This window comes from Stenotrophomonas maltophilia (assembly GCF_900186865.1).
Lineage (GTDB): Bacteria > Pseudomonadota > Gammaproteobacteria > Xanthomonadales > Xanthomonadaceae > Stenotrophomonas > Stenotrophomonas maltophilia.
Window position 1 is genome coordinate 740,715 of sequence record NZ_LT906480.1, and the last position, 11,842, is coordinate 752,556.

An 11,842-nucleotide genomic window follows, 5' to 3' on the forward strand; every position below is an offset into this window, starting at 1 on the left:
AGCGGCCGGCACTACCTCGACGTCGCGCGGTCCTCAACCCGGCGTACGGTACTGCCCGGCGGAGATGAACTGCTCGAACCGTTCACACCACACCACCACGGTGGTGTAGTCGTCCACGTTCACGTTCGCGGGCACCTCCACCAGGAAGCGGTTGAAGGTCTTCACCTCGCCGATGCGCTGGGCCTGCGCCTTGATCTTCAGGAAATCGGCCTTGTTGTCGACAAAGTCGCGGACCAGGTAGACCTTGTAGTCCGGCCCCGGGCCCATCTTGCCGTCGAACGCGACCTGGCGGGCGCTGACGCTGACCTTGCCTTCGGCCCAGTGCACCGCGTCGCTGCCCTTGAGGTCGCGACGGAAGGTGGTGTGGTAGCGGGCGTCGCCCATTGCCGCCTGCACCTTCGCGACCGGCGGGTCATCGGGAGCGATCAGGATGGGCAGCAGGTAGATGCCCAGGCCGAAGCCCAGGCCGAGGGTGAGCAGGTGGGTGGCGAGCAGGATGAGGGTACGGCGCATGGGGCCTCCATGTGGATGTGGATCGCGCGGCATGGCGCCGGGCATGACCACCTTGGGAGGTTGCGGGCGGCATTTATAGACACAGTGCGAGACGCAAAAAGGGCACAGTGGGATGACCGCAGCGGCGCAGGCCCTGTGGCGCGGGCGAGAAGGCGCTGCGCCGGGAAGCTGAATGACGCCGTTGGCAGTCCTGGAGCAGGTAGTGCCGGCCGCTGGCCGGCAGCTGCGTGGCCTGCCCGAAGATCCGGAGGTTGTCGGCCAGCGGCCGGCACTACCCTGCTGGAAAGAAATGCCGACCAACGGCCGGCATTACCCGGTCAGAAAATGACGTGGCTCTGTCCGTTGGCTGCACCCTGCGGGCCGAAGCGGCGCTCGTGGATCTCGCCGTGGCCATCGGCATCGATCAGCAGCACGGTGCTGGCGCGGGTGCCGTAATCGTCGCCGCGGATGAAGGCCGGGCTCAGCCAGCGCTCGCGTTCCAGGCCGATGCCGGTGTCGGGCAGGTCGCTGTCGGCGGGGCGATGTTCGTCGGCCAGCGCGGCCCAGAGCGGGGCCAGGTCCTCATCGCCGGCCTGCAGCCACGCCGACAGCGCGTCCATCAGCCGTCGGGTCTTCGGCCAGGGCGCGTCCAGCGCGCCGTTGGACATGCCATGCACACCCGGGCCCAGGCTCTGGCGCTCGGCGGGGTGGTTGCCCAGGTACTCCAGGCTGTCGCCATCGGCCAGCAGCAGGTTGAAGGGCGCATACGCGCCCGCCACGGTGGCCAGCCGGTCGATATGCACGGCGGCGGGGTCGCGGCCGCGCAGGAAGTCGGCCACCAGTGCTCCCCGGGACGGGCCGGTCTGTGCGGCCAGCGGATCACGGACATTGGTGACCACGGCCATGCGGCCGCCGGCGCCGACGGCGGCCCAGCCACCGCCGGAGCGCAGGTCGCGCCCTCCGATGACGGAGGTCTCATCCTGCCAGGTGGCCAGCGCCGCGGTCGGGCGGGCGTGGAACTCATCACGGTTGCCGGTCATCACCAGCCGCCAGCGCGGGTGGTGCATCCAGCCAAGAGCGAGCAGGCACATGGCCTCATTGTGCATCGTTTGCGCAGTCCGGCGGCGTTTCCGGCCGGTTCCGGATGAATGCGCGGGCGATGTTTCACGCCTTGTCCACAGCCCTGAACTTCCGTTCAATCTCAAAAATTGAGACGGATCAGCAACTTGTGGATAAGCCTTGAACAATTCTCTAAAGGTTGTTGCAAGCCATTGATGCGGCTGGCGATTTCCCCGCTGAAAAGTTGTTGACAACCCTTCGGCCGCTGCTAAGGTGGGCATCAGAGGGAAATCCGGGTGTTTTGTGGGTTTTCGTGGTTCAATGTTTCACCGGGCGAAGGATAGGTGCACGCGTCGTGTTCCAGGGCGAGACGGCCATCACAGTTGACGATAAAGGGCGCATGGCGGTTCCCACCGCTTACCGCGACCTCGTCGCGCGCGCCAGCAACAACCGTCTCGTGCTGACCTACAACCCGTTCGAAGCCGGCTGCCTGTGGCTGTATGCAGAGTCGGAATGGGAGCGGGTCCGCGACGACGTCATGTCCAAGCCCAACACCCAGCGCGTCGTGCGCCTGTTGCAGCAGAAGCTGGTCGGCTCGGCCGCCCATCTGGAACTGGACGGCAACGGTCGCATCAGCATCCCCGCCAGCCACCGCGGTGCGGTGGGCATTGAGAAGAAGGCGGTATTGCTCGGTATGGGCGACAAGTTCGAATTGTGGAGCGAGCAGGCGCATCGGGCCCTGATCCAGCAGACGTTGTCTGACGAGGATCTGGGTGATGGGTTGCTCGACCTGAAGTTGTGAGCCGGGGTGCCCGGATGCGCCCAGAAGCGCAGACCGGTCACCTTCCGGTGTCGCAGTCGCCGGCGGTGCACCTGCCGGTCCTGTACACCCAGGTCCTTGAAGGCCTGAGGGTGATCGAAAACGGACGTTATCTGGATGGCACGTTCGGTCGTGGCGGTCATGCACGTGGCGTGCTCACCCAGCTCGGTCCCGAGGGGCGCCTGCTGGTCATGGACAAGGATCCGGAAGCCATCGCCGTTGCCGAGCGCGATTTCGCGCCGGACCCGCGCGTGTCCATCTTCCGTGGCAGCTTCGCCCAGCTGCTGCAGTGGGATGCGACGGCCGAAGGCCTGGACGGCGTGCTGTTCGACCTGGGCGTGTCGTCGCCGCAGCTCGACGTGGCCGAACGTGGCTTCAGCTTCGGCAAGGACGGCCCGCTGGACATGCGCATGGACCCGGACAGCGGTGAAAGCGCCGCGCAGTGGATCAACCGCGTGGAAGAGCGCGAAATTGCCGACGTGCTGTGGACCTATGGCGAAGAACGCCAGAGCCGCCGCATCGCCCGTGCCATCGTGGCCCGCCGTGAGAAGCAGCCCTTCTCCCGCACCGCCGAACTGGCCGAGCTGATCGCCTCGGTGATGCCGCGTGGGAAAGACAAGATCCACCCGGCCACGCGCAGCTTCCAGGCCATCCGCATCCACATCAACCGCGAGCTGGCCGATCTGGAAGCCGGGCTCGATGCGGCCGTGGAACGGCTCAAGCCCGGTGGCCGGCTGGCGGTGATCAGCTTCCATTCGCTGGAAGACCGCATCGTCAAGCAGTACATGAACCGCCTGGCCAAGGCGCCGCCGGCCAACCGCCGCCTGCCTGAGGCGGTGGCGTTCGTGCCGACGCTGGACCTGATCGGCGGTGCCATCAAGGCGACCGACGAGGAACTGGCCGCCAACCCGCGTGCGCGCAGCGCCGTGCTGCGCGTGGCGCAGAAGCGGGAGGCCGACGCATGAGCCGGCTGCTGCTGATCATCCTGCTGGCGTCCACCGTGGCCTCGGCGATCGGCGTCGTGTTCGTGCGTCACCGTCATCGGCAGACGTTCATCGAACTGTCGCGCGCCGAGCGCAAGCGCGATGACATCAACCTGGAATTCGGCCGACTGCAGCTGGAGCAGGCGACCCTGGCCGAGGCCAACCGTGTCGATCGCATCGCCCGCGAGAAGCTCGGCATGAAGTTCCCCGAGGCCGCCGACATCGTGGTGGTGCGGCCATGAGCAAGGCCGGCCGCAACCGCCCGCGCAATGCCTTCAACCTGCGCCAGCGCCTGCGCTGGGTCGCGCTCGCGCTCGGCCTGTGCTCGGTGTCGCTGGTCGGTCGTGCTGCCTACGTGCAGATCATCAACAGCGACTTCTACCAGCGCCAGGGCGAGGCCCGTTACCTGCGCGAGCTGCCGATCAAGACCTCGCGCGGCATGATCACCGACCGCAACGGCGAGCCGCTGGCGGTATCCACGCCGGTCGCCTCGATCTGGGTCAATCCGCAGGACCTGCTGCGTTCGCCCGAGCGCATCCCGGAGCTGGCCCAGGCGGTCGGCATGTCGGTGGATGAGCTGAGCAGCCGCCTGTCGCAGAAGTCGGACAAGGAATTCATGTACCTGCGCCGCCGGATCAATCCGGACGAGGCAGAGAAGGTGGTCGCGCTGAAGATTCCGGGCGTGGCCGCGCAGCGCGAGTTCCGCCGCTTCTACCCGCAGGGTGAAGCGATGGCGCACGTGCTGGGCTTCACCAACATCGACGACCGCGGCCAGGAAGGCCTGGAGCTGGCGTTCGACGAATGGCTGCGCGGCAAGGCCGGTGCGAAGCGGGTGATCCGCAACCGCAAGGGCGAGACCGTCGAGAGCGATCTGCTGCGCGCCGCTGAGCCGGGCAAGGACCTGACCCTCAGCATCGACCGCCGCATCCAGTACCTGGCGTTCAAGGAACTGCGCAACGCGCTGGTGGCCAACAAGGCAGCGGGCGGTTCGATGGTGATCATGGACGTGACCACCGGCGAGATCCTGGCCATGGTCAACCTGCCGACCTACAACCCGAATTCGCTGACTGGCGCGCTGCCCGATGCGCGCCGCAACCGTGCGGTGACCGACCTGGTCGAGCCGGGTTCGACGATGAAGCCGTTGACCATCGCTACCGCGCTGCAGGCCGGTGCGGTGACCAAGGACACCATCATCGACACCAATCCGGGCTACATGCAGGTGGCCCGCTTCACCATCCGCGACGTGCCGCGCAACAACGGCGTGTTGAACGTGACCGGTGTCATCACCCGCAGTTCCAACATCGGCGCGGCCAAGGTCGCGGCGAAGATGCCGGACCAGGTGTTCTATGACGGTGTGCGCCGATTCGGCTATGGCTCGGTGCCGCACAGCGGCTTCCCGGGTGAATCCGGTGGCGTCGTGCGACGCCCGGCCAACTGGGACGGTGCCACCAAGACCACGATGTCCTACGGCTACGGCCTGAACGTGACGCCGCTGCAGATCGCTACCGCCTATTCGGCGCTGGCCAATGGCGGCAAGCTGATCGCGCCGACTTTCGTCAAAGGCCAGCGCAACGAAGCGCATCAGATCATCGATGAGAGCGTCGCCAGGCAGGTGGTGGCGATGATGGAAACCGTGGTCACCCAGGGCGGCGCCAAGCAGGCGGCGGTGCTGGGCTACCGCGTGGCCGGCAAGACCGGTACCGCGCGCAAGACCGGTCCGGGTGGTTACGAGCGGGGTCATTACAACGCGCTGTTCGCCGGCGTGGTGCCCGCCACCAACCCGCGCTTCGCCACCGTCATCGTCATCAACGATCCGCAAGCCGGCAAGTTCTACGGTGGCCTGGTGTCGGCGCCGGTCTACCACAACGTGATGGAAGGCACCCTGCGCCTGATGGACGTGCCATTGGACGACCTGCAGTCATGGCTGGCCGCACAGCAGTCCGGCAAGGTCGGCCACTCGGCCTCGATCCTGCCTGCGCCGCCGGCCGAGACCGCGCTGCCGGTGGATGCCGCCGCTGAATTCGATGCTGCGCTGCCGAGCGCGCACGCCCAGACGCCGCCCACTACGGGAGGCACGCAATGAGTCCTTCGATGTTGCTTTCGCAGTTGCTTCCGGACGTTGCCCTTGCAGGGCACGACCCCGTTCTGACCGGCCTGGTGCTGGACAGCCGCGCCGTGCGTCCCGGCAATGCCTTCGTCGCCATCGCCGGTTTCGGCGCGCATGGCCTGGGCTTTGTCGAGCAGGCCCGCGCCGCCGGTGCCAGCGTCATCCTGTTTGAACCGCCGGCGCCTGCCGAACTGCCGGCACCGGCCGATGCGATCGCCGTGCCGGGCCTGCGCGCACGCATGGGTGCGATGGCCGACCAGTTCCATGGCGCGCCGTCGCGGGCGATGGCGATGGTCGGTGTCACCGGCACCAACGGCAAGACCTCCACCGTGCAGCTGCTGGCCCAGGCCTGGCACCTGCTCGGTACGCCCAGTGGCAGTATCGGCACGCTGGGCGCCGGACTTTATGGTGCGGTCGAGCCGACCGGCTTCACCACGCCGCTGGTGCTGCAGATGCATGCGCTGCTGGCGCAGCTGCGCGACGCCGGTGCGCGCGCGGTGGCGATGGAAGTCAGCTCGCATGCGCTGGACCAGGGTCGCGTGGATGCCGTGCACTACGACGTGGCGGTGTTCACCAACCTCACCCGCGACCATCTGGACTACCACGGCGACATGGCCAGCTACGGCGCGGCCAAGGCGCGGCTGTTCCACCGTCCGGGCCTGAAGGCCGCGGTGATCAATCTGGACGACGCGTTCGGCGGCCAGCTGTTCGCCGGCCTGCCGGCGGGCGTGCAGCCGATCGGCCTGAGCTCGCGCGGTGCCACCGACGCCAGCGTGCGCGCCGAGGCGCTGCAGCTGGATGGCCGTGGCATTGCCTTCGAACTGGTCATCGACGGCCAGCGCGCGGCGGTGCAGTCGCCGCTGCTGGGCCGCTTCAACGTGGACAACCTGCTGGCGGTGGCCGGCACCCTGCACGCGCAGGGCCAGCCGCTGCCGCGCATCGCCGAGGTGCTGTCGGCACTGCAGCCGATCCGTGGCCGCATGAACCGCCTGGGCGGCGAAGACGGCCTGCCGACCGTGGTGGTCGACTACGCACACACCCCGGACGCGCTGGAACAGGCGCTGGACAGCCTGCATGGCCACCTGCAGGGCACGCTGTTCTGCGTGTTCGGCTGCGGCGGCGAGCGTGATACCGGCAAGCGCCCGCAGATGGCGGCCATTGCCGAGCGCCTGGCCAACAAGGTCATCGTCACCGACGACAACCCGCGTGGCGAGGATGGCGACGTGATCGTGGCCGACATCCTGGCCGGCTTCACCGATGCCTCCGCCGTGACCGTGCAGCGCAGCCGCGCGCGTGCGATCGGCCTGGCGGTGAAGCGTGCCGGTGCCGGTGACATCATCCTGATCGCTGGCAAGGGCCACGAGCCGTACCAGGAAGTGAATGGCGTGCGCCATGACTTCGACGACACCGAAGTGGCCGCCGCTGCACTGGCGGCCAAGGCCGGTGTACTAGAGGCGCAGGCCGGGGAGGGCACCGCATGAAGCGCACCCTGCTTTCGCTGATCGCACACTGGGCCGGCGGTGAGATCCACGGCGACGACGTGGCCATCGATGCGGTCAGCAATGACACCCGCAGCCTCGGCCCGGGCAGCCTGTATGTGGCGCTGCGCGGCGAGCGTTTCGACGGCCATGACTTTGCCGCCGACGCGCAGGCGCGCGGTGCCAGTGCGCTGCTGGTCGAGCGCCTGCTGCCGATCGAACTGCCACAGGTGCTGGTGGCCGACAGCGAACTGGCACTGGCGAAGATCGCCACCGGCATGCAGCGCGACCGCGGCACCGAGGTGTTCGCGATCACCGGCAGCAACGGCAAGACCAGCGTGAAGAGCCTGCTGCTGTCGATCCTGCAGCAGGTGGCACAGCACGCCCACAAGGTGGTCTACGCCAACCCGGGCAACCGCAACAACGAGATCGGCCTGCCGCTGGCGGTGATCGATGCGCCGGAAGATGCCGACTACGCCGTCTACGAGATGGGCGCCGGCAAGCCGGGCGATATCGCCTACCTGACCGACATCGCCCGCCCGCGCTATGCGCTGGTCAACAACATTGCCCCGGCGCACCTGGAACGCATGGGCAGCCTGCTCGGCGTGGCGGTGACCAAGGGCGCGATCTATGCAGCGCTGCCGGCCGATGGCGTGGCGGTGATCAATGTGGACGATGCCTACGGCCGCTGGTTCGAACAGCATTTCGTCGGCACCCCGCCGCGTTGCCGCGTGCTGCGCTACGGCCTGGAACATACCGCCGAGGTGACCGCGCGCGACATCCGCGCCGGCGCGCAGGGCAGCCAGTTCACCCTGGTCGCACCGAGCGGCGAAGCCCGCGTGGTGCTCGGCCTGCCCGGTCGCCACAACGTCAGCAATGCGCTGGCCGCCGCCAGCCTGGCGCTGGCCGCCGGTGTCGACCTGGCGCTGATCGCGACCGGCCTGGCCGAAGCGCAGCCGGTGCCGGGCCGCCAGATTGCCCATCAGCTGCGCAATGGCACGGTGCTGGTGGACGACAGCTACAACGCCAACCCCGGTTCGCTGGCTGCGGCCATCGACGCCCTGGCCGCCGCGCCGGAAGAGGGCTGGCTGGTGCTGGGCGACATGCGCGAGCTGGGTCCGGACAGCGAGGCGCTGCATGCGCAGGCCGGCATCCGTGCACGCGCCGCCGGCCTGAAGCGGCTGTATGCACTGGGTCCGCTCAGTGCCGCCGCTGCGGCCGCCTTCGGTGAAGGCGGACGCCATTTCGATACCCATGGTGCGCTGTCACAGGCGCTGCAGGACGAGTTGCACGCTGGTGTGCGCTGCCTGGTCAAGGGTTCCCGTGGCAGTGCCATGGACCTGATCGTCAAAGCGCTGCTGGCGCAAGGAGAGGAATCCCCGCATGTTGTATGAACTGGCTCGATGGTTGCAGCAGTTGGAGAGCCTGTTCGGGCTGTTCAACTACCAGACGTTCCGCGCCATCCTTGCCGCGCTGACGGCCCTGTTCCTGTCGCTGTGGCTTGGCCCGGCGATGATCCGCAAGCTTGCCCAGTTCAAGGGCGGCCAGCCGATCCGCAAGGACGGTCCGCAGACCCATTTCTCCAAGGCCGGCACGCCGACCATGGGCGGTTCGCTGATCCTGCTCACCATCACCCTGTCGGTGCTGATGTGGGCCGACCTGCGCAACCGCTACGTGTGGCTGGTGCTGGCGGTGATGCTGTGCTTCGGCGCCATCGGCTGGTATGACGACTGGATCAAGATCGTCCGCCGCGACCCGAACGGCCTGAAGTCGCGCTGGAAATACCTGCTGCAGTCGATCTTCGGCCTGGCTGCTGGCCTGTTCCTGTTCTACACGGCCGACGTGCCGGCGGCGCTGACCTTCTACATCCCGATGTTCAAGTCGGTGGCGTTGCCGCTGGCCGGCATCGGCTTCGTGGCCATCGCCTACTTCTGGATCGTCGGCTTCTCCAACGCGGTGAACCTGACCGACGGCCTGGACGGCCTGGCCATCATGCCCACCGTGCTGGTGGCCTGCGCGCTGGGCGTGTTCGCGTATGCCTCGGGCAACGTGGTATTCGCCAACTACCTGCAGATTCCGCAGATTCCGGGCGCCGGCGAGCTGGTCATCATCTGTGCGGCCATCGCCGGTGCGGGCCTCGGCTTCCTGTGGTTCAACACCTATCCGGCCATGGTCTTCATGGGCGACATCGGCGCGCTGGCGCTGGGCGCGGTGCTGGGCACGATCGCGGTGATCACCCGCCAGGAACTGGTGCTGGTGATCATGGGCGGCGTATTCGTCATCGAAACACTGTCGGTGATGATCCAGGTGGCCTCGTTCAAGCTGACCGGCAAGCGCGTGTTCCGCATGGCGCCGATCCACCACCATTTCGAACTGAAGGGCTGGCCCGAGCCGCGTGTGATTGTGCGCTTCTGGATCATCTCCGTCGTGCTCGTGCTGATCGGCCTGGCCACGTTGAAGGTGCGCTGAGATGAACGACCTGTCCCGCCAGGCAACACGCCTTGAAGCCATCGAAGGCAGCTACGACAAGTGGCTGCTGGGCGCGATCATCGCGCTCACCGGCGTGGGCGTGGTGATGGTGGCGTCCAGCTCGATCGCCTTGATGAGCAGTCCGTTCTACTACCTCAACCGCCACCTGATCTTCCTGGCGGTGGGTATCGTGCTGGCGGTCATCGCCGCCCGCACTGAACTGAAGTCCATCGAGCAGTACAACCAGATGCTGCTGCTGGGCTGCTTCGTGCTGCTGCTGGCGGTGTTCGCACCGGGCCTGGGCAGCACGGTCAACGGTGCGCGCCGCTGGATCAACCTGGGCATCTCCAAGTTCCAGACGGTCGAAGCGGTGAAAGTGCTCTACATCGTCTGGCTGTCCAGCTACCTGGTGCGTTTCCGCGACGAGGTCAATGCGACCTGGCCGGCGATGCTCAAGCCGCTGGGCGTGGCCGGGGCGCTGGTGGTGCTGCTGCTGCTGCAGCCGGACTTCGGCTCGTCCACCCTGCTGCTGGCGATCACCGCCGGCATGCTGGTGCTGGGCGGGGTGAACATGCCGCGCATGTCGATGCCGGTGATCATCGGCCTGGTCGGCATGAGCGCACTGGCGATCATCGAGCCGTACCGCATGCGCCGCATCACGTCCTTCCTGGACCCATGGGCCGACCAGCAGGGCGACGGCTACCAGCTGTCCAACGCGCTGATGGCGGTGGGCCGTGGCGAGTGGACCGGCGTCGGCCTGGGCAACTCGGTGCAGAAGCTGTACTACCTGCCCGAAGCGCATACCGACTTCATCTTCTCGGTCACCGCCGAGGAATTCGGCTTCCTGGGCACCTGCGTGATCGTGGCCCTGTACGCGCTGCTGGTCGGCCGGACCTTCTGGCTGGGCATGCGCTGCGTGGAGATGAAGCGGCACTTCTCCGGCTACATCGCCTTCGGCATCGGCCTGTGGATCAGCATGCAGACCTTCGTTTCGATCGGCGTGAACCTGGGCATCCTGCCGACCAAGGGCCTGACCCTGCCGCTGATCTCTTCCGGCGGCTCGTCGGTGCTGATGACCTGCGTGGCGATGGGCCTGCTGCTGCGCGTGTCCTATGAACTCAAGCGCGCCGAGCGCCGCCAGGCCGTGCGCATCGGCGGCACCGAAGACGCCGCTGCCGAGCCGAGCGACGAGCCGGCCGCGCCGGTGGCCGCCAGCGTACCGATGAGCGCCGAGCCGGTGGCTGCCGCTGCAGCGAACGCTGCGCGTGGCACCAGCCGCCTGCAGTCGCGCATCGAACCGACCTTCGGGAGGCTGTCATGAGCACAGCCACCGACAACGTGCGCCCGGTGATGATCCTGGCCGGTGGTACCGGCGGTCACATCTTCCCCGGCCTGGCCGTGGCCCGCGTGCTGCGCGCGCGCGGCGTGCCGGTCACCTGGATGGGCGCCGACGGTGCGATGGAAACCCGTCTGGTGCCGCAGCACGACATTCCGATCGACACGCTGGCCATCACCGGCCTGCGCGGCAAGGGCAAGCTGGCCCTGCTGGGCGCGCCGTGGCGGCTGATGCGCGCGCTGCGCGCGGCCGGCATGATCATCCGCAAGCGCCAGCCGCGTGCGGTGGTGGCCTTCGGTGGATTCGCCTCCGGTCCCGGCGGCATGGCCACGCGCCTGCATGGCCTGCCGCTGATCGTGCATGAGCAGAACCGCGCACCGGGCCTGACCAATCGCATCCTGTCGCGCTATGCACGCCGTCTGCTGACCGGCTTCCCGGGCACCTTCGCCAAGGGCGAGGAGTTTGTCGGCAACCCGGTGCGTGCGGAGATCGCCGCCATCGCACCGCCGGAACAGCGCTTCGCCGACCGCCAGGGTCCGCTGCGCGTGCTGGTGGTGGGCGGCAGCCAGGGGGCACGCGCGCTCAATACCGGCGTGCCGCAGGCTATCGCTGCGCTGGGCGCCACAGTGCCGGTGCAGGTGCGCCACCAGAGCGGCGAGAAGATGCATGCCGAAGCGGTCGAGGCGTATGCCAAGGCTGGCGTGCAGGCGGAGATCACCCCGTTCATCGCCGACATGGCCGAGGCGTTTGCCTGGGCCGATCTGGTCGTATGCCGCTCCGGCGCGTCCACGCTGGCCGAGCTGTGCGCGGTCGGTGTCGGCAGTGTGCTGGTGCCATTCCCCGCTGCCGTCGACGATCACCAGACCCGCAATGCGGAGTACCTGGTCGAGCGCGGCGCGGCGGTTTTGCTGAAGCAGGACGGAACGCTGGCCGACGGCATTGCCGCACTGCTGCGCGATCTGTCCGAAAATCCCGCCCGCCGCATGCAGATGGCGCAAGCCGCGCGTGCCCTGGCCAAGGTCGATGCCGCCGAGCGCATCGCCGATATCATTCTCGAGGAAGCTGTATGAAGAAGGCATGCCACCGCGCCTGCCCTGC

At 67.7% G+C, this 11,842-nt stretch carries 11 protein-coding genes; 9 read left to right on the plus strand and 2 right to left on the minus strand.

Annotated elements, in window-relative coordinates; translation table 11 throughout:
- Nucleotides 1-33: 33 nt before the first annotated feature.
- Nucleotides 34-513: a DM13 domain-containing protein gene (locus tag CKW06_RS03440; protein WP_024957273.1), complete on the minus strand. Its 480-nt coding sequence runs from the start codon at nt 511-513 to the stop codon at nt 34-36.
- Between the two features lie 317 nt (nt 514-830).
- Nucleotides 831-1,583 (minus strand): NRDE family protein, encoded by a 753-nt coding sequence (locus tag CKW06_RS03445; RefSeq protein ID WP_024957274.1) that lies wholly within the window; start codon nt 1,581-1,583, stop codon nt 831-833.
- Between the two features lie 323 nt (nt 1,584-1,906).
- Here CKW06_RS03445 and mraZ point away from each other — a divergent pair, with 323 nt between their 5' ends.
- The 9 genes from mraZ to murG are packed head-to-tail and all read left to right on the plus strand — an operon-like array spanning nt 1,907 to nt 11,814.
- Nucleotides 1,907-2,353 carry a division/cell wall cluster transcriptional repressor MraZ gene (mraZ, locus tag CKW06_RS03450; protein ID WP_004143635.1) on the plus strand — a complete coding sequence of 149 codons (447 nt, stop codon included), beginning with the start codon at nt 1,907-1,909 and terminating at the stop codon, nt 2,351-2,353.
- Between the two features lie 14 nt (nt 2,354-2,367).
- Nucleotides 2,368-3,336: a 16S rRNA (cytosine(1402)-N(4))-methyltransferase RsmH gene (rsmH, locus tag CKW06_RS03455; protein ID WP_012479154.1), complete on the plus strand. Its 969-nt coding sequence runs from the start codon at nt 2,368-2,370 to the stop codon at nt 3,334-3,336.
- Nucleotides 3,333-3,596 carry a cell division protein FtsL gene (ftsL, locus tag CKW06_RS03460; RefSeq protein ID WP_005412242.1) on the plus strand — a complete coding sequence of 88 codons (264 nt, stop codon included), beginning with the start codon at nt 3,333-3,335 and terminating at the stop codon, nt 3,594-3,596. The genes rsmH and ftsL overlap by 4 nt, the downstream gene beginning before the upstream one ends.
- Nucleotides 3,593-5,437 carry a peptidoglycan D,D-transpeptidase FtsI family protein gene (locus tag CKW06_RS03465; RefSeq protein WP_024957275.1) on the plus strand — a complete coding sequence of 615 codons (1,845 nt, stop codon included), beginning with the start codon at nt 3,593-3,595 and terminating at the stop codon, nt 5,435-5,437. Before ftsL ends, CKW06_RS03465 begins: the two co-directional genes overlap by 4 nt.
- A complete protein-coding gene (locus CKW06_RS03470) occupies nt 5,434-6,942 on the plus strand; it encodes a UDP-N-acetylmuramoyl-L-alanyl-D-glutamate--2,6-diaminopimelate ligase (RefSeq protein ID WP_024957276.1) in 1,509 nt (502 codons plus the stop codon). The genes CKW06_RS03465 and CKW06_RS03470 overlap by 4 nt, the downstream gene beginning before the upstream one ends.
- Nucleotides 6,939-8,333 carry a UDP-N-acetylmuramoyl-tripeptide--D-alanyl-D-alanine ligase gene (locus tag CKW06_RS03475; RefSeq protein WP_024957277.1) on the plus strand — a complete coding sequence of 465 codons (1,395 nt, stop codon included), beginning with the start codon at nt 6,939-6,941 and terminating at the stop codon, nt 8,331-8,333. The genes CKW06_RS03470 and CKW06_RS03475 overlap by 4 nt, the downstream gene beginning before the upstream one ends.
- Nucleotides 8,323-9,408 (plus strand): phospho-N-acetylmuramoyl-pentapeptide-transferase, encoded by a 1,086-nt coding sequence (gene mraY, locus CKW06_RS03480; RefSeq protein WP_004154219.1) that lies wholly within the window; start codon nt 8,323-8,325, stop codon nt 9,406-9,408. Before CKW06_RS03475 ends, mraY begins: the two co-directional genes overlap by 11 nt.
- Before the next feature lies 1 nt (nt 9,409).
- The gene (gene ftsW, locus CKW06_RS03485; RefSeq protein ID WP_005408078.1) at nt 9,410-10,729 is read left to right on the plus strand and encodes a putative lipid II flippase FtsW; all 1,320 of its coding nucleotides are present in this window, start codon (nt 9,410-9,412) and stop codon (nt 10,727-10,729) included.
- Nucleotides 10,726-11,814 (plus strand): undecaprenyldiphospho-muramoylpentapeptide beta-N-acetylglucosaminyltransferase, encoded by a 1,089-nt coding sequence (murG, locus tag CKW06_RS03490; RefSeq protein WP_005412247.1) that lies wholly within the window; start codon nt 10,726-10,728, stop codon nt 11,812-11,814. The genes ftsW and murG overlap by 4 nt, the downstream gene beginning before the upstream one ends.
- Nucleotides 11,815-11,842: the final 28 nt, after the last annotated feature.